We start from the raw sequence: 22,138 nt of genomic DNA, 5'->3' as shown, positions 1-22,138 counted from the left end.
ATGGAACGTTAACTACGCCGCAACGACTACTCTGGCTGGTCAGGCTGGCCGAGCCGGGCGGCGCGCTCGGAGAGCAGAGCCTCCCGCTGACGCAGCTTGTCCTCACGCTCGCGGGCCTTCTCGGTCTCCTTCTGGAGACGTCCGCGTTCCTTCTCCGTCTCCTTCTGAAGGCGCTCGCGTTCCCTCCCGGCCTCCTTGAGCGCTCGTTCACGCTCCTTTTCGGCCTCCTTCAGCAGCCGTTCGCGCTCCTTCAGCTCGCGGGCCCGGACCTTCTCGGCCTCGCGGAGGTCCCGCTGCCGGACCTTCTCCGCCTCCCGCAGCTCCCGCTCCCTGGCCTTCTCCAGCTCGCGCAGCTCCTTGTCGCTGGAGCGGGGCTTGGCCGCGGCCGAGTGCGTCCGGGTGGTGACGGTGATGGCCGGCTGCGGGTTGAGGTTGGTCAGGCCGTTCCACGCCAGGTTGACGAGGTGCGCGGCCACCTCCTCGCGCCCCGGCTTGCGCACGTCGAGCCACCACTGGCCGGTCAACGCCACCATGCCGACCAGCATCTGGGCGTACATGGGCGCCAGCTTGGGGTCGTAGCCGCGGCCGGCGAACTCGTCGGCGAGCACGTCCTCGACCTGACTGGCGATCTCGCTGATCAGGCTGGCGAACGTGCCCGTGCCCGACGCGGCGTGCGAATCGCGCACCAGGATGCGGAAACCCTCGCTGCTCTCCTCGATGTAGCGCAGCAGCGCGAGCGCCGCCCGCTCCAGCTTGATCAGCGAGTGGCTGGCGGACAGCGCCTCGGTGATCATGCTGAGCAGCTTCTGCATCTCGCGGTCGACGACCACCGCGTAGACGCCCTCCTTGCCGCCGAAATGCTCGTACACCACCGGCTTCGACACCTGGGCGGTCGCCGCTATCTCCTCGATCGAGGTCCCGTCGAACCCCTTCTCGGCGAACAGCGTGCGGCTGATGCGGATCAGCTGCTCTCTTCGCTCTCTTCCGGACATGCGTCTACGGGATGGGGATTCGGTCACGGTTTCCATAATGGCGCTGCCGGACTCGGGACCGGTCACCAAGGTGCCGGCGTCAGCCAACCCGCTTCGCCGCCAGCCGCTCCGGCGTGGGCCAGCGCACGTCGTGGGCCCAGCCCAGCTTCTCGAACATCCTGATGACGCCCGCGCTCAGGTCGATCTGCCCCTTCAGCACGCCGTGCCTGGCGCAGGTGGGGTCGGAGTGGTGCAGGTTGTGCCACGACTCACCGAACGACGGGATGGCCAGCCACCACACGTTGCGCGACTTGTCGCGCACCTGGAACTCCTCCTCACCGAACACGTGGCAGATCGAGTTGATCGACCACGTCACGTGGTGCAGCAGGCCGATGCGGACCAGGGTGCCCCAGAACAGCGCGGTCAGCGCGCCCTGCCACGACCAGGTGAGCAGCCCGCCGAGGATGCCGGGCAGCACGAGCGAGGTGATGGCCAGCGCCGGGAAGGCCTTGTGCAGCTTGACGACGTCCGGGTCCTTGCACAGGTCGGGCGCGTACTTCTCGCGGTTGGTGCGCTCGGCGTCGAACATCCAGCCCATGTGCGCGTAGAGCAGGCCCTTGGACATCGACTTGAAGCCGGGGCCGAAGCGCCACGGGGAGTGCGGGTCGCCCTCCTTGTCGGAGAACTTGTGGTGCTTGCGGTGGGTGGCCACCCAGTCGAGCACGGACATCTCCAGCGAGAGGCTGCCCGCGATGCCCAGCGCGATCTTCAGCGGGCGCTTGGCCTTGAACGATCCGTGGGTGAAGTAGCGGTGCAGCCCGACGGTCACGCCGAGTCCGGTGACGACGTAGAAGACGAACGCGATCGCGATGTCCGTCCAGCCGAGCCCCCATCCCCAGGCGACCGGCACGGCTGCCGCGATGGCGATCAGAGGCAGTCCGACCACCAGTGCGAAGGTGACGAGTTCGGCTTTGGTACGGACTTCTGGGTCGGCCTCGGGTTTGGGTGTCGGCGTCGGACGCTCGGAGAGAACGGTCATTGGCTACCTCTCACGGCATGTATGAGGATGATTGTCCGGCTACGCAACCGTAACCTACGCCATCGTAAGTTAGGAAGACCTAAGCCACGAATATGAGATAGGTGACGCTCCGCCCTGCGAGGAGAGTCGGATTCGTGGCTTGCCGGGGGTCTGGCTTTCTGCTAGCTGGCTGCCCTACCCATCGAGGGCGGGGCCAATCGGAGGAGCCGATCGGCCGTGACATGACGGTGATCCGACGTGACGCGAATCCCGGCGCGCGTCGAGGCATGGGATCGGTATCGTAGATGTGTCGGACGCGGCCAGTGTCCGATTGATCCCGGATCGTCTAATCGGCAGGACAAGTGGTTTTGGTCCACTTTGTAGGGGTTCGAGTCCTCTTCCGGGAGCTCTGAGATTCTCCCCCGGCGCGAATGAGCCGGGCGCAGGCAGGTATCCTCACGGTGTCGGGAGGGTTGCCGTGCGGTGGTCGTACGAATGCCCTGATCTGTCCAGTCACAGGGAGCCTCAGTCCGTGAGTGTGCCGCGCCCGGCAGCCGTCATCGTCCTCGCTGCGGGCGAGGGCACCCGGATGAAGAGCCAGACCCCCAAAGTCCTGCACGAGGTGTGCGGCCTCGCGCTGGTCGACCACATGCTCGCCGCGGCCCGCGACCTCGGGCCCGAACGGCTCATCGTGGTCATCGGCCACGCCCGCGAGCGCGTCGGCGCCCACCTGGCCGAGACCAGCCCCGACGCGCGCGCCGTCGTCCAGGCCGAGCAGCGCGGCACCGGCCACGCCGTACGCACCGTGCTGGAAGAGGTCGGCGAGATCGACGGCACGGTCCTCGTCACCTACGGAGACGTGCCGCTGCTGCGCACCGAGACCCTCGCCGAGCTGCTCCAGCGGCACGAGGGCGACGGCAACGCGGTCACCGTGCTCACCGCCGAGGTGCCCGATCCGACCGGATACGGACGCATCATCCGTGACTCCGCGGGCGCCGTGCTGGAGATCGTCGAGGAGAAGGACGCCAGCACCGAGCAGCGGGCCGTCAAAGAGATGAACTCCGGCATCTACGCCTTCGACGGGCGGCTGCTGGCCGACGCCGTCAAACGGGTGTCGACCGACAACGCGCAGGGTGAGGAATACCTCACCGACGTGCTGTCCATCCTGCGCGAGGACGGCCACCGGGTGGGCGCGCACGTCGCGGGCGACTACGCCGAGGTCGAAGGCGTCAACGACCGGGTCCAGCTGGCCTTCGTCCGCCAGGTGCTCAACCGGCGGCTGCTGGAGCGGCACATGCGCGCCGGGGTCACGGTCATCGACCCGGCCAGCACCTGGATCGACGTCGGCGTGCGCATCGAGCCCGACGCGATCGTCCATCCCGGCACCCAGCTGCACGGCCACACGGTCATCGAGGCCGGCGCCGAGGTCGGCCCGGCCACCACGCTCACCGACACCCGGGTCGGCGCCGGCGCGGTCGTGCGCAACGCGGTCTGCGACGACGCCGTCATCGGGCCGCGGGCCAGCGTCGGCCCCTACGCCTACCTGCGGCCCGGCACCGTGCTCGGTCGAGCAGCCAAGGCCGGTACGTTCGTCGAGATGAAGAACACCCAGGTCGGCGACCGTTCCAAGGTGCCGCACCTGTCCTACGCGGGCGACGCCACCATCGGCGACGACGCCAACATCGGCGCCGCCGTGATCTTCGTCAACTACGACGGGGTCGCCAAACATCGCAGCACCGTGGGCGACGGCGCCTTCGTCGGCTGCGACACCATGCTCGTCGCCCCGGTGACGGTCGGCGATGGCGCCTACACGGCGGCAGGCTCGATCATCGACGGCGACGTGCCACCCGGCGCGATCGGGGTGGCGCGCGCCCGGCAACGCAACATCGAGAAATGGGTCTTGCGCAGGCGCGCGGGCACGAAGTCGGCGGCGGCCGCCGAGCGGGCGCTGGCCGAGCAAGAACAGCAGGAGAGTGGCAAATGACCGGGCATGTTGAGGTCATCAGCAAGCACCGCACCGAGGTCATGAGACCGACGAAGGAGAACTCATGACCAGCATCAAGCAGCCGGGCGAGAAGAACCTCATGCTCTTCTCCGGCCGCGCCCACCCCGAGCTGGCCGAGGAGGTCGCCGAGCACATCGGCGTCTCACTCACCCCCACCAAGCTGATCGACTTCGCCAACGGCGAGATCTACGCCCGCTACCTCGAGTCGGTCCGCGGCTGCGACGCCTTCGTGATCCAGAGCCACACCGGCCCCATCAACAAGTGGATCATGGAACAGCTCATCATGGTCGACGCGCTCAAGCGGGCCTCCGCCAAGCGCATCACCGTGGTCATGCCGTTCTTCGGCTACGCCAGGCAGGACAAGAAGAGCCGCGGCCGCGAGCCCATCACGGCCAGGCTGATGGCCGACCTGTTCAAGACCGCGGGCGCCGACCGGCTGATGTCCATCGACCTGCACACCTCGCAGATCCAGGGCTTCTTCGACGGCCCCGTCGACCACCTGTTCGCGATGCCGGTGCTCGAGAGCTACCTCAAGCACCGGCTCGACCTGGCCAACACCACGATCGTGTCGCCCGACACCGGACGGGTGCGGCTGTCGGAGCGCTGGGCCGACACCCTCGGCACCCCGCTCGCCTTCATCCACAAGCGGCGCGACCTCGACGTCGCCAACTCGGTGAAGGTCAGCGAGGTGGTCGGCAAGGTACGCGGACGCACCTGCGTGCTGATCGACGACATGATCGACACCGCGGGCACGATCTGCAAGGCGGCCGACGCCCTCTACGAGCAGGGTGCCACCAACGTCATCACCGCGGCCACCCACGCGATCTTCTCCGACCCGGCGGTCGACCGGCTGAAGAATTCCCGCATCAGCGAGGTCGTGGTGACCAACACGCTGCCGCTGGCGCAGGCCGCCCGGTTCGACACGCTGACCGTGCTGTCCATCGCGCCGCTGATCGCCCGGGCCATCACCGAGGTCTTCACCGACGGCTCGGTCACCAGCCTGTTCGAGGGCGACACGTGACCGGCGAAGGCCGGCGCCCGAGCCGGTAGACTGGCCAGGTTGCGCTCGTAACGCCTTCCGCTAGGGCGGGTGAGGGGGAGCGCCCAACATCCGATCTCGCATCCCTAGGAGATGTCGTGTCCGAAGTACGTATCGCCGCCGAGCCCCGCACGGAGTTCGGCAAGGGCGCCGCTCGCAAGATCCGCCGCGCCAGCAAGGTGCCCGCCGTTCTCTACGGGCACGGCATCGACCCCAAGCACCTGACCCTGCCCGGTCATGAGGTGCTCCTCGCGCTCCGCACGGCCAATGTGCTGATCCGCCTCCAGGGTGATGGCGTCGACGAGCTCGCGCTGCCCAAGGGCGTTCAGCGCGACCCGATCAAGGGCTTCGTCGAGCACGTCGACCTGCTCCTGGTCAAGAGCGGCGAGAAGGTCACCGTCGAGATCCCGGTCACCACGGTCGGCGACGTCAACTCCGAGGGCCTGCTCGACCAGCAGCTCGTCTCGATCGCCGTCGAGGCCGAGGCCACGCACATCCCGACCGGTGTCGAGGTCGACGTCGAGGGCCTGGTGATCGGCACCGTGGTCACCGCCGCCGACCTCAAGCTGCCCAAGGGCACCACGCTGATCGCCGACTCCGAGACCGTGGTCCTCCAGGTCATCGCCAAGCCGGTCGAGGCGCCGGCCGAGGAGGAGGGTCTTGCGGGCGAGGCCGCCGAGGCCGCCGAGGTCGCGGGCGCCGAAGAGGCCGCCTCCGCCGAATAACCGCTGGGCGACGGGGCAGCCGATCCGATCGGCTGTCCCGTTTCGCTTGAGGGTCACTGGAGGCTCGCCAAGGGTCGCTGAGGGGAAACATGGACCGCTGGTTGATCGTCGGACTGGGCAACCCGGGTGCCGAATACGCCGGCAACCGGCACAACGCCGGATTCATGACCCTCGATGAGCTGGCCACCAGGGCCGGTGGGCGGTTCAAGGCGCACAAGAGCCGGGCCGAGGTGCTGGAGACCCGCGCCGCGGTGCTGGCCAAGCCACTGACCTACATGAACCTGTCCGGCGGCCCCGTCAAGGCGCTGTCCGACTTCTACAAGCTCGCCCCCGACCGGCTGATCGTGGTGCACGACGAGCTCGACGTCCCCTACGGCGCGCTGCGGGCCAAGCTCGGCGGCGGCGACAACGGCCACAACGGCCTCAAGTCGATCACCAAGGTTCTCGGCACCCGCGACTACCTGCGCGTCCGCTTCGGCATCGGCCGTCCGCCCGGCCGCATGGACCCCGCCGCCTACGTGCTGAAGGACTTCGGCACCGCCGAGCGCAAGGATCTGCCGTTCCTGGTCGACCGCGCGGCCGACGTGGTCGAGTCGTTGATGGAACGCGGGCTCGAAGTCACGCAGAACGAGTTTCATCGGGCGGATCTCAAGATTTCCGGCCCTCCTCGCTGATCATCGCATACGGCCGTTCGGCTTCCTCGGTGGTCGCATACCGCTACCATCTGGTGACTGTCTGCTATCCGATGGTCACGTGGAGGCGCGTTGAGCGACGGCGAAGGGCTGATGACCGTCGTCAGTTTCGATCCTGACGCTTCCTGGCGGGTCAGTCCGCGCCTGCCCGGCTGGGTGCGCGCCTACCGTGCGCGGGCCGTGGTGGTCGACTTCCTCGGCGGTGCCGCCGGGGCCAGCGCCGCCTTCTTCGGGCGGTTCGGTGAGATCACCCCCTACGTCACGCCGTACATCCTGGTGAGCGCGGCGATGCCGCTGGTGTGGGTGTGCGCGGTGGCGCTCAACCGGGCCTACGAGCCCCGCATGATCGGCATCGGCTCGGAGGAGTTCCGCCGCGTCCTGCAGTGCGGCGTCGCGCTGACCGCCGCGATGGCCATCGGCTCCTACCTGACCAAGACCGACATCGCCCGCGGCTACGTCGTGCTCGCCCTGCCGCTGGTGACACTCCTCACCCTGGTCTTCCGCTACGCGCTGCGCCGCTCGCTGCACCGGCGCCGGGCGCGCGGGGCCTGCATGCGCAAGGTGGTGGCGGTAGGTCACGCCACCTCGATCGGCGAGCTCGTGGAGCTCTTCCGCAAGGAGCGCCACCACGGCATGGAGATCGTCGCGGCCTGCCTGCCGCGCGACGTGCCGGGCGACCTGGTCGCCGGCGTGCCGGTCGCCGGCGACTTCAGCGACGTGCCGATCGTCGTCGACCAGCTCGACGCCGACACCGTGGCCGTGCTCGCCTGCCCCGAGATGGACGGCGTGGCGCTGCGCCGGCTCGCCTGGCGGCTTGAGCGCACGCACACCGAGCTGGTCGTGGCCCCGGCCCTGATGGAGGTGGCGGGGCCGCGCACCACGATCAGGCCCGCCGCCGGGCTGCCCCTGCTGCACGTCGAGCATCCCGAGCTGGCCGGCGCCAGGCAACTGGTCAAGAACGTCTTCGACCGGCTGGTCGCCGCCGCGCTGCTGGTCGCGCTGGCCCCGGTGCTGCTCGTGATCGTCGCCGCTGTGCGTGCCACCAGCCCGGGGCCCGCGCTGTTCCGGCAGACCAGGGTGGGCAAGGACGGCCGGCCGTTCACGATCGTGAAGTTCCGCACCATGCGACTCGGCGCCGAGTACCAGAAGTTCGCCCTGGTCAACGAGGGGGACGGCGTGCTGTTCAAGATCCGGGACGATCCGCGGGTGACGGCCTTCGGCGCGCTGCTGCGGCGCCACTCCCTCGACGAGCTGCCCCAGCTGATCAACGTGGTCTGCGGGCACATGTCCCTGGTCGGGCCGCGCCCGCCGCTGCCCGAGGAGGTCGCCCGCTACGGCGACGACGTGCGCCGGCGACTGCTGGTGCGGCCGGGGCTCACCGGGCTCTGGCAGGTCAGTGGCAGATCCGACCTGTCCTGGGAGGAATCCGTACGTCTCGACCTGCGTTACGTTGAAAACTGGTCCCTCACGCTCGACCTCCAGATCCTGTGGAAGACTTGGTCGGCTGTCGCCCGCGGGCAAGGAGCATATTGATGATGACGCGCGACGATCACGTTCTCGCCGCCGACCTGGCGACAGAAGCCGGTGAGCTGTTGCTGGGCATCCGTGAGCGTGACGGCTTCGGTGACCCCTCCGCGCTGCGAGCCGAGGGCGACCGCGCCTCCCACGTCCTGCTGATGGAGTCGCTCGCGCGGCTGCGGCCGAGCGACAGCGTCCTGTCCGAGGAGGCCACCCGCGAGGAGCGGCTGGATCCGCGCAGGCTCGCCGCCTCCCGCGTGTGGATCGTCGACCCGCTCGACGGCACCCGCGAGTTCGCCGAGGAGGGCAGGGCCGACTGGGCCGTCCACGTGGCGCTCTGGGAGCAGGGCGGGCTGGCCGCCGGAGCGGTGGCGCTGCCCGCGCAGGGACGCACCCTCACCACGGCCGAGCCGCCCAAGCTGCCCGCGTTCGAGGGGGGCAGGTTTCGCATCGCGGTGAGCCGCACCCGGCCGCCCGAGTTCGTGCAGCGGCTCGCCGTCCTCGTGGGCGCCGATCTGGTGCCGATCGGGTCGGCGGGCGCCAAGATCTCGGCCGTGCTGACCGGCGAGGTCGAGGCGTACGTGCACGCCGGAGGCCAGTACGAGTGGGATTCGGCCGCTCCGGTGGCCGTCGCGCAGGCGGCAGGGGCTCACGCCAGCCGAATCGACGGCTCACCGCTGACCTACAACCAAGCAGACCCGTCCCTACCCGATATCCTGGTTTCCCTACCTGACTTGGCGTCAACCTTGCTCGCCGGGATTCGGGACCTGCACCGCTAGAACGCCGGAGGAAGCTCTCATGCTCCAGCGCGACTACACGACGTCGCAGCTCGACGTGCTCGAAGCCGAAGCCATTCACATCATGCGCGAAGTGGCCGCGGAGTTCGAGCGTCCGTGTCTGCTCTTCTCCGGCGGCAAGGACTCCATCGTCATGCTCCGCATCGCGGAGAAGGCCTTCTGGCCGGCACCCATCCCCTTCCCGCTGATGCACGTCGACACCGGGCACAACTTCGACGAGGTCATCGAGTTCCGCGACCGGCGCGTCCAGGAGCTGGGCACGCGGCTGATCGTGGCGAGCGTACAGGCCTCGATCGACGCCGGGCGAGTGGTCGAGGACACCGGGCGACGCGCCTCGCGCAACCGGCTGCAGACCACCACGCTGCTCGACGCGATCGAGGACCACGAGTTCGACGCCGTCTTCGGCGGCGCCCGGCGCGACGAGGAGAAGGCCCGGGCCAAGGAGCGGGTGTTCTCCTTCCGCGACGACTTCGGCCAGTGGGATCCCAAGAACCAACGCCCCGAGCTGTGGAACCTCTACAACGCCCGGATCCGCAAGGGCGAGCACATCCGGGTCTTCCCACTGTCCAACTGGACCGAGCTCGACGTGTGGGACTACATCCGGCGCGAGGGCATTGAGATCCCGTCGATCTACTTCGCCCACACCCGCAAGGTCTTCGAGCGCGACGGCATGCTGCTGCCCGACGCCGACGTCGTCCACCGCGGTGACGACGAGCCGCTCATCGAGGCGGTGGTGCGCTATCGCACGGTGGGCGACATGACCTGCACTGGCGCCGTGCAGTCCACGGCCGCCACGGTGGAGGAGATCATCGAGGAGATCGCGGCCACCCGGATCACCGAGCGCGGGGCCACCAGGGCCGACGACCGCGCCTCGGAGGCCGCCATGGAGGATCGCAAGCGGGAAGGTTACTTCTAAACCGATGGACATTCTGCGTTTCGCCACGGCGGGAAGCGTCGACGACGGCAAGTCCACGCTGATCGGGCGCCTGCTCTTCGACTCCAAGGCGATCTTCGAGGACCAACTGGAGGCGGTCGAGCGCACCTCGCGCGACCGCGGCACCGAATACACCGACCTGTCGCTGCTCACCGACGGCCTGCGGGCCGAGCGTGAGCAGGGCATCACGATCGACGTGGCCTACCGCTACTTCGCCACGCCGCGCCGCAAGTTCATCATCGCCGACACGCCGGGGCACATCCAGTACACCCGCAACATGGTCACCGGCGCCTCCACGGCCGACCTGGCGATCATCCTCATCGACGCGCGCAAGGGCGTGCTGGAGCAGTCGCGCCGCCACGCCTTCCTGACCTCGCTGCTCCGCGTCCCGCACCTGGTGCTCGCGGTCAACAAGATGGACCTGGTCGACTACTCCCAGGAACGTTTCGAGGAGATCCGCGAGGAGTTCACCGCCTTCGCCTCCAAGCTCAACATCAGCGATCTGACGTTCATCCCGTTGTCCGCGCTCAACGGCGACAACGTGGTGTCCCGCTCCGAGAACATGCCCTGGTACAACGGCTCCTCGCTGCTCCACCACCTGGAGAACGTGCACATCGCCTCCGACCGCAACCTGGTCGACGTGCGCTTCCCGGTCCAGTACGTGATCCGCCCGCAGAAGGCGACCGACCACGCCTTCCACGACTACCGCGGCTACGCCGGCCAGGTCGCGGGCGGGGTGCTGAAGCCCGGCGACGAGGTGGTCCACCTCCCCTCGGGCCTGGCCACCAGGATCGCCTCGATCGACACCTTCGACGGGCCGGTGGAGGAGGCGTTCCCCCCGATGTCGGTCACCCTGCGCTTCGAGGACGACATCGACATCTCCCGGGGCGACATGATCGCCCGCCCCAACAACCAGCCGCAGGTGGCCCAGGAGCTGGAGGCGATGGTCTGCTGGATGGCCGACAGCGTCAAGCTGGCCCCGCGCACCAAGCTCACCATCAAGCACACCACCCGTACGGCCCGCGCACTGGTGCGTGAGCTCCATTACCGCCTCGACGTCAACACGCTGCACCGTGACGAGGAGGCCACCTCGCTGGGCCTCAACGAGATCGGCCGGGTGTCGCTCCGGATCACCCAGCCGCTGTTCGTGGACGATTACGCGCGCAACCGGCTCACCGGCGGCTTCATCCTCGTCGACGAGGCCACGAACGGCACGGTCGGCGCGGGCATGATCACCGACGTCCGCTGATTCGTTCACCCTGACGGCCCCCGCCTCGCCGGGGGCCGTCGGCGTTTCCGCCTGTCGCCAGGTAGATCCTTAGACCGTTCACGAATCGCATGATTACTCTCCGCGCTAGAGTCTCCACGTTCCGTGTTCATCTTCTTGAGGCGTCATCTGTGATCGACCCTTCGACCGCCACGCGGGTGGTCTTCCTGGGCGGCCTCGGCCGCAGCGGCAGCACCCTGCTCGAACGGTTGCTCGGTGAGCTGCCCGGGGTGGCTCCCCTCGGCGAGGTGGCCCATCTGTGGGCCCGTGGCGTGCTGGCCGGCGAGCCGTGCGGCTGCGGTGAGCCGTTCCCCGACTGCCCGTTCTGGCGCAAGGTCGGCGAGCGGGCCTTCGGAGGGTGGACCGGCTCGCTGGCCGAGCGGATGCTGACCCTGCGGCAGCGGGTCGACCGCACCCGCAGGGTGCTCCGCATCGACCACCCCGATCTGGCCGAATACGTCCAGGCCTACCGCCGCGTCTACGACGCCGCGGCCGAGGTGGCCGATGCCCGGCTGGTGATCGATTCCAGCAAGCACGCCTCCCTGGCCCACTGCCTGGCGGCGGACGGCTCCGATCTGCACGTCGTCCAGGTGGTGCGCGACCCGCGGGCCGTCGCCCACTCGTGGCGCAGGACCGTGGCACGGCCCGAGGACGGCCGGCCGATGGCCCGCTGGGGCTCCGGCCGCACCGCGCTCCACTGGACGGCCCAGAACCTCGCCCTCGACCTGCTCGCCCGCCGCGGGGTCCAGGTGACCCGGGTCCGCTACGAGGACCTGCTGGCCGCTCCGCGCGACACGCTGGCGTCTCTGGCGGAGCGCCTGGGCCTGCGGACCGAGCTGTCGTTCATCACCGGCACGACCGCCCACCTCACCACCGCCCACACCGCCTCCGGCAACCCGATGCGCTTCACAGTGGGCCGGGTCGAGCTGGCCCTGGACGACACCTGGCGCTCCGGGCCCCGTCGCCTGGTCGCCGCGCTCACCTGGCCGCTCAGAGCCCGCTACGGCTACCGCGGGATCGCGGTGTGACCTCTCGATCAGGAAGAAAGACGATGCGACCATCTGTCGGCGTGGTCATCCCCACCCGGGGAGACCGGCCCGAGCAGCTCCGCGCCGCCGTCCTGGCGGCATCGAGCCAGGACCACCCCGGCGAGACCTCCGTGGTCGTCGTGGCCGACGGCGTCGCTCCCGAGGCGGTCGCCGCCCAGGTGGCCGGGCAGGTGTCCGGTAAGGAGGCCGGCTCGGCCGCCGGGCAGGAGTCCGGGCTGGAGGTGTCGGTCGCCGGGCTGGAGTCCGGCCGGATCCGCGTCCTGCCCAACACCCTCACCCCCGGTCTGCCGGGCGCCCGCAACACCGGCATCGCCGCCTGCGACACCGAGCTGGTCGCGTTCTGCGACGACGACGACCTGTGGCTGCCGGGCAAGCTCGCCGCTCAGGTCGCCGTGCTGGAGAGCGGCGACGCCGAGTTCGCCAGCTGCGGCATCGAGGTCGAGTACGGCCGCCGACGGGTGCCGCGACTGGCCGGGACGAGCACGGTCACTCGCGACGACCTGGTCCGCTCCCGCATGGTGATGGTGCACGCGTCCACGTTCCTGTTCCGGCGCGGCGCCCACTGGGTGGCCGAGAGCGCCCCCGGCGGCCAGAACGAAGACTGGGACCTCGCCCTGCGCGCCGCCAAACGGCGGCCGATCGCCAACGTCGACCGTCCACTTGTCCGGGTCCGCTGGGGGGCTTCCCACTACGTCACCCGCTGGGCCGACCGCATCGCCGGGCTGGAGTGGATGCTCGCCCGGCACCCCGAGCTGGCAGCCGACCCGCGCGGCGCGGCCCGGGTCTACGGCCAGCTCGCCTTCCACCACGCCGCGCTCGGCCACCGGAGGCAGGCCGGGCGGTGGGCGGTGCGCGCCTTCACCGCCCGCGCCGGCGAGCCGCGCGTGCCGCTCGCGCTCGCCGTGGCGACCGGGCTCGTTTCCGCGCCCGCCGTCCTCGCCCTGCTGCACGACCGGGGGCACGGCATTTGACCAGCTCACCACGGATCGCGCCGACGTCCGCCGACCCGCCGCCCGTGTCCGCCCGGTCACCACTCGCCGCCGCCGAAACGCCGTCGGCCCCGCCAGTAGTGCCGCCGGCCCTGGCGGTGGCACGGGTGGCCGTCGCCGGCATCATGGTCGATCCGCTGACCGAGTCTCAGGTGGTCGAGTGGGTCGCCGCCGAGTTGGAGGCCGGGCGTGGTGGCCGGATCGTCACGCCGAACGTGGACATCTGCCGGTCGGCCGCCCGCGACCCCGCACTGAGGGAGCTGGTCGACTCCGCCGACCTGGTCGTGGCTGACGGCATGCCGCTCGTGTGGGCCGCACGGCTGCTGGGCACCCCGCTGCCCGAGCGCGTCACCGGAGCCGACCTGATCTGGTCGCTCAGCAAGCTGGCCGCCCGCCAGGGCTGGCCGATCTACCTGCTGGGCGGGCCGCCCGGCGTCGCCGTCGCCGCGGCTCGCGAGCTCACCGGCTGCTATCCGCGGCTGCAGGTCTGCGGGGTCGAGTCGCCGCCCTACTCCTTCGACCAGACCGGTCCTGGCCGCGAGCGCGTGCTGCGCAGGGTCGTGGCGGCCAGGCCCGGACTGGTGTTCGTCGGGCTCGGCTTCCCCCGGCAGGATCTCCTGGTCGCGCGGTTGCGTGAGCGGCTGCCCGGGGCGTGGTTCGTGGGCTGTGGGTCGGCCATCGCGTTCGCCTCCGGAGCGGTGCCCAGAGCGCCCGGCTGGATGCGGCGTTCAGGGCTGGAGTGGTCGTTCCGGCTGTTGAGTGAGCCGGGGCGGCTGGCCCGCCGCTATCTGGTGGACGACCTGCCGTTCGCGCTGCGGCTGCTCGGCGGCTGCCTGGCCGAGTGGCTTCGCGGGGCCCGGCGGCGTCGGCTGTAGGCCGCGAGTCACTGCGTTCATCGGGTGATGGCGGCCAGCATGAGACGCCGTGCGCGCGCCGGTGCGGTGGCGTCGGCGAGTAGCTGAATCTCCTGGTTGGCCGACATCGCGATCCCTGTCAGGGCCGTCACGAGATCGTCCGCGTCCAGCATCGTGGTGATGTCGCCCGCTTCCTGCGCGATCACGATCTGCTCGCGCAGGAAGGCCCGCCATCGGGTCACAGTGGCGAGCAGAAAGCTCCGCAACTCGCCTGGTCGGCCATCCAGCTCACAGGACGCGGCGGTGATGAAGCAGCCGTTGGGGAACGGGCTGCTGTCCAGGTAGCCGCACCACAGATCGATCAACACGCGCAGGCGCGGCAGACCCGAATCCACCTTCATGCTCGGCGCAACGACGGCGGCGATGAACATCTCGGTTGCCTTGGTCAGAACGGCGAACTGCAGTCCGGCGCGGGAGCCGAAGGGGCCGACGACGCCCGCCTTGCTCATGCCGAGAGCTTCGGCCAGGGTGCCGATGGTCAGTGCGGAGAGGCCGTCGGTGGAGGCCTTCGTCACGCCGGTGGCGACGATTCGTTCGCGGGTCAGCTGGGCCGCCTCGGCGGATCTCCTCATGGTTGACGAGTTTAGCAAACGATCGTACGCTAACCAGCCAACGAACGATCGTACGCTAAAGGAGTCCGGGAGATGCGTGTTCGGTGGCTGGGCTGGGCCGGGGTGGAACTGGAGGCGCAGGGTCACAGCGTGGTGATCGACCTGCTCGGTCGCCCGGAGGGAGTGTTGGAGGGCACCCCGTTGTCGGCGCCTATGCCGACGGTCGTCCGGCCGCGTACCGAGGGGGACGTGATCGCCGGGCTGTGCACGCACCTGCATCGAGACCACACCGATGCCGCGGCACTGGCCGAAGCGCTCCGCCCCGATGGCCAGGTGTTGCATCCTGCGTCCTTCGGTGGCGACGACCACGAGAACCTGTGGACGCTCAAGGCCGACCGCGAGCTCGACGAATGGAACCTGTCCCGGAGGCCGATGGGGCTGTGGGAAACCGTCACGATCGGCCCCTTCACGATCGCGGCCGTTCCGGCCGTCGACACTCTGGGTGATCCGCAGGTGTCCTGGGCCATCGAAGCCGGCGGAAAGCGCGTGCTACACCTGGGCGACAGCATGTTCCATGGCTACTGGTGGCGCGCCGCCCACCGGTTCGGGCCGTTCGACGCGGTGCTCACTCCGATCAACGGGCCGATCGTGTGCTTCCCGCACTGTCAGCCCCCGAGCCCCTATCCGGCCTCGCTCGACGCCGGCCAGGCGGCCGTGGCCGCGCGCCTACTGGGAGCGAAAATCGCGATGCCGATCCACTACGACGGATTCCAGGTCGACGGCTTCTATGACACGCGGCCCGATGAGCTTTCCCGATTTCTGGACGCGGCCTCGGCCGAGACCTATGAGGTCGCCGCCCTCAAACAGGGCGAGGACATCACCCTCTAGGCCCTTGGCGCACAGCGTCAGCATCGGCGGCGATCAGGTGGTGAGCTCGCGTACCCGTGACACCTGCGCGGGGGTGAGGCCGCGGGCGGCTGTTTCCAGGGCCCGGCGCGAGTCCATCGGGCGAAAGGCGGTGCGTGACAGGCCTGACCAGACGAACCCTCGCTCGGCCGTCCCGGCGCCGGCGCACGCCCGGCTCACCCGGCGCTCGACGGTGGCCGACCAGGTCAGGCCCGCGTAGTCGTACAGGCGCCGGAAGCCGGGCACCGGGTCACCAGCCAGGCCCTCATAGGTGGTCACCAGGACGCCCGGGGTGCGGGCCAGGATCCGGTGCGTCACCCGCCACAGCGCGGCGGCCTTGGCGACGTGGTCCTGGGAGCCGACGAGGGCGCGGAGCTCCAGCAGCTCGGGGTGGTCGCGGACGAGCAGAGGCTGCTCGAGCAGCTCGTGGAAGTAGACGGTCCAGCCCAGCCGCTGCCAGCTGGCCACGAACGACACCGGGTCACGTTCCAGGGCGATCACCTGGCAGCCGAGCCGCGAGGCGAACCAGCCGGCCGACAGCACCGCGAACGGGTCGTCGAGCAGGGCCCGCCGCCCGGCCACCCGGCCCCAGGTGAAGGCGGTGCCGTACCGGAGCAGGCGGGCGAGATCGTACGGCGAGCGGTTGGCGCGGAGCTCGGGCAGGAAGCGGTAGCGCAGCGCGGTCGTGTCGCGGAAGGCGGGCAGCCAGGTGGCGGAGTTGTCGTCGCAGATGTACTGGAACCGGTGCGTGACCTCGGCCCGCAGCACGCCGGGGCAGCGGCCGGGCGGGTGCTGGGGGTTGAGCGGCTCATTGACGTAGACGAGCTCGCCACCGGCCGCCAGCATCTTGCCCGTCCAGCTCGTGCCGCTCCGGGGCAGGCCCGTCACCAGGATCGGCGGACGCCCGGTCATGCCGCCGACCACGAGCGGATCCGCAGGGCGGCAAGGCTGTGGCGGCCGAAGGGCCGCAGGCCGTAGCGGTGGTGGAGCTGCCAGAGCGGCAGCAGGTTCTTCGCCAGCATGCCGCCCGACCAGCCCAGCGCCGCGCCGAGCGCGCCGTGCGCCGGGATGAGCGCGACGTCGAGCGCGATCGTGATGGCGGTCGCCGCGACGAGGTTGAGCAGGCTGGCCGTGGTGTGCCCGGCGGCGGTGAGCACGACGTCGACCATTCCGCAGGCCGTCGCGACCATCATCGTGGCGGCCAGCACCAGGGCCACCGGGGCCGCGGAGCCGTACTCCGAGCCGAGCAGGCGCAGCAGCCACGGCGCCAGGGCGGCGTACCCAAGCCAGACGGGCCAGGTGAGCATCACCAGCCAGACGGTCGTGACCTGGTAGAGCTGGCGGGCGCGCGCCAGCTCGCCGTCGGCCAGCGCGCGCACCAGGCGCGGTTGCACGGCCTGCGCCAGACCCTGGTTGGCGAGCTGGCCGACCACCTTGAAGCGGGTGGCCGCGGTGTAGACGGCGGCCTGCGCCGGGCCGCCGAGCAGGGCGACGATCACGATGTCCAGCCGCTGGAACACCGCCTGGATCGCGCCCGCCACCGACCGGGGAGCCGTGTAGCGCCACAGCTCGCGGCCGGTGCCGGCCAGGTGGCGGGCGCGCGGCACCCGGCCGCGCAGACTGCCCGCGGCCAGCAGCAACACGGGAAGGTACGGCAGTGCCCACGCGACGGGCAGCCAGCCGGGTGCCGCGACGACGGCCGCGGCGGACACGAGCAGGAGCTGGCCGGCCGGCAGCAGCATGCCGTCGAGCAGCACGGTGGGGCGCATGGCGCCGAATCCCCGGGTGGCGGCCAGCAGGATGTCGGCGGCGACCATCGCGGGCAGCGCCAGGGCGAGGAGGCCGAGGTGGGGGAGGAGGGCGACGGTCGCGGCCAGGGCCACGGCCACACTGGGGACGAGGGCCGCCCGGATATATCCGGAAATGCCGAGATATTCGGACGCCTGGGCTCGGGCGATGAAGTACACCAGACCGTTGCCCGCGTCAAGCTTGGCCACCCCGGCCGCCATCAGCGCCAGCGCCGTGGCGGTGAAGAAGGCGCCGGCCTGCTCGGCGCTGAACGCCCGGGTCACCACCACGACCAGCAGGAACTGGGCCAGCGCGCTGGTCGTGGCCCCGGTCACCCCGGCGACGCCGCCCCTCGCCAGCCCCGTCAGCGACGCCACGACGGGTCACCGCCCAGCCAGCGGACCAGGTGCGTGTCGTACACCTCGAAATGGTCGCTCAACGCCTGCCGCACCGAGTCGGGCAGCGGCTTGGGCCGCGACCGGCCGTTGTGCCGCTCGAACTCCGGATAGCCCAGCCGCGGCACCCCCAGGAAGTCGAGCACCTCGTCGTAGACGTGCTCGGGCTCGGCGAAGAACCGGTGGCTGTCGAGGACCAGGATCCGCTCGCGCCCGAACAGCGGCTCCAGCCGGTCGAGCTGCTCGGCGTAGCGGCCGCGCGCCAGGTAGGCGTGGTGGCGGTGGGAGTGGTGGACGGAGTGGGGATCTGCCCGCAGGCTCTCCTCGGCTCCGGTCAGCCGCTGGACCTCCAGCTCGACCGCGTACTCGAAGTGCGACTCGGTCTCGAACCCCCTGGCCAGCTCGTGGGCATGGGCCGAGCAGGCCCGCTCGACCGGGTCGCGCACCAGCACGATCAGCTTCGCCCCGGGCAGGTCGGCGGCGATGCGCTCACCGGCCAGCGGATGGAACAGGTAGTAGGGCGACGACTCGAAGGCCAGCGGCCGGGCACCGTACCGGCTGGTCAGCAGGTCGGCGCTCATCCGCAGCTGGAAGTGCGCCTGGTACCAGGACAACGGACGGGAGTAGCCGACGTCGAAGTAGTGGACGCCCTTGTGCAGCACCGGCTTGAGCAGCAGCGGATGCTGCGCGAGCGCCCGGTAGAGCGAGGTGGTGCCGCACCGCTGCGCCCCCACGATCAGGAACGACGGCAGGAGTCGCGCGGCCGACGTGAACCGTCCCACCGCCCGGGAGACGGACAGCACCGACTGCTTCAGGGCCTTCACGTGAGCAACTCCTGGTGGTCGAGGAGCGGGTTGAGCCAGACGTCCGGGGAGCCGAGCGGGGAGTGGCCGTCGGCGGCGTGCCGGTCGGCCAGCGCGATGAGGTAGTGCAGCGCGGTCAGCCGGGCCTGCGCGGCCGACAGCCCGAACGGCGCGAGCACGCCGACGGACTGCGCGAGGCAGGCGCGCGCGGCCGTCGCCGGGTCCATCCGGCGCAGTGCGCGCTGGAAGAGGTGGTGCAGGGCGTCGAACCCGCAGGGCACGCCGACCGCGTAGCGCTCCCAGTCCCAGACGAGCAGCCGGCCGTCGGCGGAGGGGGAGATGTTCCACGGAGACAGGTCGCCATGCCAGGCGGCGCCCGCCGGGCCGCCGGTCGCGGCGATCTCCCTCACCGCGTCGGTGAGCAGCGTGGCGGAGACCCGGCCGCGCCTGACCGGCAGCGGAGACAGCGCCAGCACCTCCAGATCGCGCCAGCGGCCGTGGTGCAGCACGGCCGGCGCGACGACGGTCTTGAGCGCCTGGTCGGCCAGCCTCCGCAGCGCGGCGGCCTCGTGCGCGACCAGCTCGCGGGCCCGCGAGGTGTCGCCGATCTTCACGTACGCCAGGCGCTCGCCACCCGACCAGGCCTCCAGGATCGGCTTGCGGTTGGCCCGCCGGGCGGGGCGTACGTGGAGCACGGTCTCGATCGGGGCGCCCAGGACCTCGCTCAGGTGGGCCGCGATCGACCCCTCGGCGGCCAGTACGACCTTGCGGCCGGGATGCCACCAACGGCGGGGCGCCAGGCGGCGCGGCAGCAGCCGGTGCGGCAGCACGCTGTAGGCCCGGGGCGAGCCGGAGCCGGGATGGAGCAGCCGCACGGTCTCGTCGAGATAGCGCAGCCGGATCTTCGCGTCGTTCACGAACGGTTCCTCCACAGAAGGGCGAAGGAGATGAGATAGAGGATGAGCGGCGTGACGAGCCCGTCGTAGACGAACATGTAGAGCAGTACGAGGGCCATCACCAGCACTCCCGCGAGCCCGACCGGGCTGCGGTCGTTCCAGTGGCGGCGGATCGCGCCGACGAAGAACGCCACGTACAGCGCCGCCCCGGCGAAGCCCTGGGTGATCATCAGCAGCCAGAGCTGCCCGTCGCTGCCCAGCGGCGGGTGGCCGCAGCCGCCGCACCAGGCCGTCTTGCCCGTGGTGATCGTGCGGTGGTTGCCCATCGCGTTGCGGGTGTTGCCGTAGCCGATCAGCGGAGAGTGACTGGCGGCGCTGATCGTCGCCGACACGGTGAAGGCCCTGATGTCGTTGGAGTGGGGGCTGTCCAGCCGCTGGGCGACCAGCGCGGCGAGCGGGCTGAACGCGAACACCAGGGCTCCCGTCACGGCCGCCGCGCACACCGCGAGCCTCGTCCGGCCGCCCACCCGGACGACCAGGTAGAGGGCGCCCAGCCCGAGCCCGATCCACAGCCCCCGGTTGAGGGAGTAGACGATCGGGATGGCCGCCAGGCCCATGAGCACGACCGCCACGGCCCTGCGCTGCCGTCCCCCGTGGGCCCACCAGCCGACGACGAACCAGATCAGCAGCACCGACACGTTGCTGCCCCAGGCGTTGGCCCATTCGAACGGTGCTTCCGGGCGGGGGGAGGCGTAGCCGAGCACCTTCTGCGTCTGCGCAGCGGTGGGGTGGATCAGGTTCTGGACGAACGAGTTGCCGCCGATCCAGTCGGGCAGCACCAGCTCCAGCGGTGAGGTGAACGAGAAGCTCGGGAAGAACACCCCGAGCAGCCCGCCCGCCACGGTGGTCACGAACAGCACACCGAGCATCCGTACCAGCCGTAGCTGGGGCAGCTCGCGCTCGCTCAGGTTGCCCAGGTAGAGGACCATGACCAGCATCGACACGTAGAGCGCGAGCCGCATCAGGTAGCCGATGACGCGGCCCGCCCCGAACTCGCCGTAGGTGTCGGGCGGCATCTCCGACAGCATCAGCGCGCTCAGCCCGTAGCCGGCCAGCAGCAGCAGCCACAGCCCGAACCCACGCGGCACCCTGATCGGCCTGCGCCGCCAGAGGACGACCGCCATCGGCACCGCCAGCACGATCACCGCGAGCCCGCCGAACCCCAGGCCCCACCACACGGGATAGCCCACGAGCAGCGCGGCGATGGGCCAGGCGGGGCCTCTCACGTCAGCGTGCCCGGCGGATGCGGCAGCGCCTGCATGGGGCTGGTCTCGGGGTTGATGCCGGGATCGAGCTCGGCTCCGGCCACGAGCTTGCCGAGGGAGGAGTGGGAGCGGGTGGTCACGGTCGGAGGGAACACCGGCTCGCGGACGGCGGTGAGGACGCCGATGATCGGCACGTGCTGCCTGGCCAGCGGGCGGACCGCCGCCCTGACGTCCGCCGAGGTGGCGCGGCCGAGCCCGACGACCAGCACCGCGGCGTCGGCCCTGGCCAGGTCGCCCACGTCGGAGCCGTCGAGCACGGTCAGCAGCGTGGCGTCGGCGAGCGGGCCGGCCACGGCCGCGGCCGCGAACCCGATGGGCACCGCCCTGACCAGGAGCCGCTTGCCCTGGCAGCCGGCGATCACAGTGGAGGCCAGGTCGTGCAGCGCGCCGTGGTCGGGGCGGTGCGGCAGGTCGGCGATGACCGGCAGCCCGGTCAGCCGCTCGACGTCGGCGGCGGTGCGCAGCAGGGTGTCGAGCCGGTCGCGCAGGGCGGCCCCCGCGGCGCCGAGAAGGAGCCCCAGCATCAGCCCGGTGCCGAGATAGAGCGGCAGGCTGGGGGAGCTGGGGCGCTCCGGCGGGACGGCCTGGCTGAGGATCGAGCCCGGGGACACGGTGAGCGTCTTGAGGGCGTCGTACTTCGTGGTCAGGCTGTAGGCCTGCCGGTTGAGCACGCTCTGCCGGTGCTGGGCGAGGGTGTGCTCGGCGGTGCCGGCGGGCAGCGTGGGGAGCTCTCTGACCACGGTGTCGAGGTCGGTGTTGACCTGCTTGAGCTTGGCCAGCATGGCCTTCTGCTGGAGCGTGATCGCCGCCTGCGCGCTCTCGGCGCGGACCGCCAGGTAGGCGTCGGCATAGGCTTGCGACTGGGCCGCCGCGGTGGCCGGGTCGGCGGCCGTCACGGAGATCGACAGCACCGCCGAGTTGGGCGGCACGGTCACCTCGACCGGCTCGGGCGTGATGGTGCGCAGCAGCTCGGCGGCCTTGGCGGTCACCACGGCCGACTGCGCGACCTGCGCCTCGGTGTCGAGGTTGAGCGGCTCGCGCTGCCGGGCGGTCACCTGGTTGCTCTGCTCCTGCGCACCGACCGCCGTGACCAGGACCTGAGTGGTGGCGGTGTAGGCGGACGGCACGACACACAGCAGGACCAGGCCGGCCAGGCCGCCGGCCAGGACGAAGCCCAGGAAGTGCTGCCAGCGCCTGCGCAGCAGGGCGAAGTGCTCGCCGAGACCGGTGCCGGAGCGGTGGGCCGGGAAGTCCGGCGACAGGCTCATGAGGCTCCCAGGGGTGTGCGCGTTGTCATCGTGTGGCGACTCAGCGTCACATGTCGAGGCGCCCGCCCACTATAGGCCGGGCAGATATCGCCCAAGCTTATTACGGAAGATTTTCTCCGGTCCCGCCTAGGATTCGCCCTCCGATAATGCGAATTCGGACGAAATTTCGGGTCGGATTGCAGCTGGTGTCACCAGCCGGAACACCAACACCGGCTGACGTCATGGAAACGGCGTGGCATGGTTCAGCATTGACAGGGCGGGGGTCCTGGGAAAAGGGGGCGGAGGGTG

General features: G+C 70.5%; 21 protein-coding genes and 1 tRNA gene. 13 read left to right on the top strand and 9 right to left on the bottom strand.

What is annotated here, in order from left to right:
* Window positions 1-26: 26 nt before the first annotated feature.
* A complete protein-coding gene (locus AB0I38_RS09845; RefSeq protein WP_358464848.1) occupies window positions 27-992 on the bottom strand; it encodes a TetR/AcrR family transcriptional regulator in 966 nt (321 codons plus the stop codon).
* A 79-nt stretch (window positions 993-1,071) separates the two neighbouring features.
* Window positions 1,072-2,010, bottom strand: coding sequence for an acyl-CoA desaturase (locus tag AB0I38_RS09840; protein WP_358464845.1), 939 nt, complete (start codon window positions 2,008-2,010; stop codon window positions 1,072-1,074).
* A gap of 314 nt (window positions 2,011-2,324) precedes the next feature.
* Here AB0I38_RS09840 and AB0I38_RS09835 point away from each other — a divergent pair.
* The 12 genes from AB0I38_RS09835 to AB0I38_RS09780 all read left to right on the top strand — a co-directional run bounded on the left by AB0I38_RS09835 (window position 2,325) and on the right by AB0I38_RS09780 (window position 13,879).
* Window positions 2,325-2,396, top strand: a tRNA-Gln gene (locus AB0I38_RS09835).
* 125 nt (window positions 2,397-2,521) lie between these two features.
* The gene (glmU, locus tag AB0I38_RS09830; RefSeq protein ID WP_358464842.1) at window positions 2,522-3,973 is read left to right on the top strand and encodes a bifunctional UDP-N-acetylglucosamine diphosphorylase/glucosamine-1-phosphate N-acetyltransferase GlmU; all 1,452 of its coding nucleotides are present in this window, start codon (window positions 2,522-2,524) and stop codon (window positions 3,971-3,973) included.
* Window positions 3,974-4,037: 64 nt separating this feature from the next.
* Window positions 4,038-5,015 (top strand): ribose-phosphate diphosphokinase, encoded by a 978-nt coding sequence (locus tag AB0I38_RS09825; RefSeq protein WP_358464839.1) that lies wholly within the window; start codon window positions 4,038-4,040, stop codon window positions 5,013-5,015.
* A 116-nt stretch (window positions 5,016-5,131) separates the two neighbouring features.
* On the top strand, window positions 5,132-5,758 hold the full coding sequence (locus AB0I38_RS09820) for a 50S ribosomal protein L25/general stress protein Ctc (RefSeq protein ID WP_358464836.1): 627 nt from the start codon (window positions 5,132-5,134) through the stop codon (window positions 5,756-5,758).
* Between the two features lie 89 nt (window positions 5,759-5,847).
* Window positions 5,848-6,432, top strand: coding sequence for an aminoacyl-tRNA hydrolase (gene pth / locus AB0I38_RS09815; protein WP_358464833.1), 585 nt, complete (start codon window positions 5,848-5,850; stop codon window positions 6,430-6,432).
* 111 nt (window positions 6,433-6,543) lie between these two features.
* Window positions 6,544-7,983 carry a sugar transferase gene (locus tag AB0I38_RS09810; RefSeq protein WP_358465157.1) on the top strand — a complete coding sequence of 480 codons (1,440 nt, stop codon included), beginning with the start codon at window positions 6,544-6,546 and terminating at the stop codon, window positions 7,981-7,983.
* The gene (locus AB0I38_RS09805) at window positions 7,983-8,747 is read left to right on the top strand and encodes a 3'(2'),5'-bisphosphate nucleotidase CysQ (protein WP_358464829.1); all 765 of its coding nucleotides are present in this window, start codon (window positions 7,983-7,985) and stop codon (window positions 8,745-8,747) included. The genes AB0I38_RS09810 and AB0I38_RS09805 overlap by 1 nt, the downstream gene beginning before the upstream one ends.
* A 19-nt stretch (window positions 8,748-8,766) precedes the next feature.
* Window positions 8,767-9,681 carry a sulfate adenylyltransferase subunit CysD gene (gene cysD / locus AB0I38_RS09800; protein WP_358464826.1) on the top strand — a complete coding sequence of 305 codons (915 nt, stop codon included), beginning with the start codon at window positions 8,767-8,769 and terminating at the stop codon, window positions 9,679-9,681.
* 4 nt (window positions 9,682-9,685) lie between these two features.
* Window positions 9,686-10,948 (top strand): sulfate adenylyltransferase subunit CysN, encoded by a 1,263-nt coding sequence (cysN, locus tag AB0I38_RS09795; protein WP_358464823.1) that lies wholly within the window; start codon window positions 9,686-9,688, stop codon window positions 10,946-10,948.
* Between the two features lie 149 nt (window positions 10,949-11,097).
* Window positions 11,098-11,994, top strand: coding sequence for a sulfotransferase family protein (locus AB0I38_RS09790; RefSeq protein ID WP_358464820.1), 897 nt, complete (start codon window positions 11,098-11,100; stop codon window positions 11,992-11,994).
* Between the two features lie 23 nt (window positions 11,995-12,017).
* Window positions 12,018-12,986, top strand: a complete 969-nt coding sequence (locus AB0I38_RS09785; RefSeq protein ID WP_358464817.1) for a glycosyltransferase family 2 protein — start codon at window positions 12,018-12,020, stop codon at window positions 12,984-12,986.
* Entirely contained in the window at window positions 12,983-13,879 is an 897-nt protein-coding gene (locus tag AB0I38_RS09780; protein WP_358464814.1) for a WecB/TagA/CpsF family glycosyltransferase, read from the top strand. Before AB0I38_RS09785 ends, AB0I38_RS09780 begins: the two co-directional genes overlap by 4 nt.
* A 17-nt stretch (window positions 13,880-13,896) precedes the next feature.
* Here AB0I38_RS09780 and AB0I38_RS09775 read toward each other — a convergent pair whose 3' ends face one another.
* The gene (locus AB0I38_RS09775; RefSeq protein WP_358464811.1) at window positions 13,897-14,490 is read right to left on the bottom strand and encodes a TetR/AcrR family transcriptional regulator; all 594 of its coding nucleotides are present in this window, start codon (window positions 14,488-14,490) and stop codon (window positions 13,897-13,899) included.
* A 72-nt stretch (window positions 14,491-14,562) separates the two neighbouring features.
* On the opposite strand from AB0I38_RS09775, the gene AB0I38_RS09770 reads away from it, so the two are divergent.
* On the top strand, window positions 14,563-15,357 hold the full coding sequence (locus AB0I38_RS09770; protein ID WP_358464808.1) for an MBL fold metallo-hydrolase: 795 nt from the start codon (window positions 14,563-14,565) through the stop codon (window positions 15,355-15,357).
* Between the two features lie 33 nt (window positions 15,358-15,390).
* Here the strand turns inward: AB0I38_RS09770 and AB0I38_RS09765 are convergent, their stop codons facing one another.
* From AB0I38_RS09765 to AB0I38_RS09740, 6 genes are read right to left on the bottom strand one after another with little or no spacing between them, the layout of a single operon-like run.
* Entirely contained in the window at window positions 15,391-16,287 is an 897-nt protein-coding gene (locus tag AB0I38_RS09765; protein ID WP_358464805.1) for a sulfotransferase, read from the bottom strand.
* Window positions 16,284-17,540 (bottom strand): lipopolysaccharide biosynthesis protein, encoded by a 1,257-nt coding sequence (locus AB0I38_RS09760; protein ID WP_358464802.1) that lies wholly within the window; start codon window positions 17,538-17,540, stop codon window positions 16,284-16,286. Before AB0I38_RS09760 ends, AB0I38_RS09765 begins: the two co-directional genes overlap by 4 nt.
* Window positions 17,528-18,382 carry a sulfotransferase family protein gene (locus AB0I38_RS09755; protein WP_358464799.1) on the bottom strand — a complete coding sequence of 285 codons (855 nt, stop codon included), beginning with the start codon at window positions 18,380-18,382 and terminating at the stop codon, window positions 17,528-17,530. Before AB0I38_RS09755 ends, AB0I38_RS09760 begins: the two co-directional genes overlap by 13 nt.
* A complete protein-coding gene (locus AB0I38_RS09750; RefSeq protein ID WP_358464796.1) occupies window positions 18,379-19,278 on the bottom strand; it encodes a hypothetical protein in 900 nt (299 codons plus the stop codon). The genes AB0I38_RS09755 and AB0I38_RS09750 overlap by 4 nt, the downstream gene beginning before the upstream one ends.
* The gene (locus tag AB0I38_RS09745; RefSeq protein WP_358464794.1) at window positions 19,275-20,543 is read right to left on the bottom strand and encodes an O-antigen ligase family protein; all 1,269 of its coding nucleotides are present in this window, start codon (window positions 20,541-20,543) and stop codon (window positions 19,275-19,277) included. Before AB0I38_RS09745 ends, AB0I38_RS09750 begins: the two co-directional genes overlap by 4 nt.
* Entirely contained in the window at window positions 20,540-21,850 is a 1,311-nt protein-coding gene (locus AB0I38_RS09740; protein ID WP_358464791.1) for a Wzz/FepE/Etk N-terminal domain-containing protein, read from the bottom strand. Before AB0I38_RS09740 ends, AB0I38_RS09745 begins: the two co-directional genes overlap by 4 nt.
* Window positions 21,851-22,138: the final 288 nt, after the last annotated feature.

Origin of the sequence: Nonomuraea cavernae (assembly GCF_040655715.1) — a bacterium.
In the GTDB taxonomy this organism is placed as follows: Bacteria; Actinomycetota; Actinomycetes; order Streptosporangiales; family Streptosporangiaceae; genus Nonomuraea; species Nonomuraea cavernae_A.
The sequence above is the reverse complement of the archived record's forward strand: the minus strand, read 5'-3'. Positions and strand labels throughout refer to the sequence as shown.

Excerpts from the sequence above, each read along its gene's own strand:
- AB0I38_RS09770 (WP_358464808.1), top strand. The coding sequence starts at position 14,563 with ATGCGTGTTCGGTGGCTGGGCTGGGCCGGGGTGGAACTGGAGGCGCAG.
- AB0I38_RS09825 (WP_358464839.1), top strand. The coding sequence starts at position 4,038 with ATGACCAGCATCAAGCAGCCGGGCGAGAAGAACCTCATGCTCTTCTCC.
- AB0I38_RS09845 (WP_358464848.1), bottom strand. The coding sequence starts at position 992 with ATGTCCGGAAGAGAGCGAAGAGAGCAGCTGATCCGCATCAGCCGCACG.
- AB0I38_RS09765 (WP_358464805.1), bottom strand. The coding sequence starts at position 16,287 with ATGACCGGGCGTCCGCCGATCCTGGTGACGGGCCTGCCCCGGAGCGGC.
- cysN (WP_358464823.1), top strand. The coding sequence starts at position 9,686 with ATGGACATTCTGCGTTTCGCCACGGCGGGAAGCGTCGACGACGGCAAG.
- AB0I38_RS09740 (WP_358464791.1), bottom strand. The coding sequence starts at position 21,850 with ATGAGCCTGTCGCCGGACTTCCCGGCCCACCGCTCCGGCACCGGTCTC.
- cysD (WP_358464826.1), top strand. The coding sequence starts at position 8,767 with ATGCTCCAGCGCGACTACACGACGTCGCAGCTCGACGTGCTCGAAGCC.
- AB0I38_RS09805 (WP_358464829.1), top strand. The coding sequence starts at position 7,983 with ATGATGACGCGCGACGATCACGTTCTCGCCGCCGACCTGGCGACAGAA.
- AB0I38_RS09840 (WP_358464845.1), bottom strand. The coding sequence starts at position 2,010 with ATGACCGTTCTCTCCGAGCGTCCGACGCCGACACCCAAACCCGAGGCC.
- pth (WP_358464833.1), top strand. The coding sequence starts at position 5,848 with ATGGACCGCTGGTTGATCGTCGGACTGGGCAACCCGGGTGCCGAATAC.
- AB0I38_RS09785 (WP_358464817.1), top strand. The coding sequence starts at position 12,018 with ATGCGACCATCTGTCGGCGTGGTCATCCCCACCCGGGGAGACCGGCCC.
- AB0I38_RS09775 (WP_358464811.1), bottom strand. The coding sequence starts at position 14,490 with ATGAGGAGATCCGCCGAGGCGGCCCAGCTGACCCGCGAACGAATCGTC.
- AB0I38_RS09810 (WP_358465157.1), top strand. The coding sequence starts at position 6,544 with ATGACCGTCGTCAGTTTCGATCCTGACGCTTCCTGGCGGGTCAGTCCG.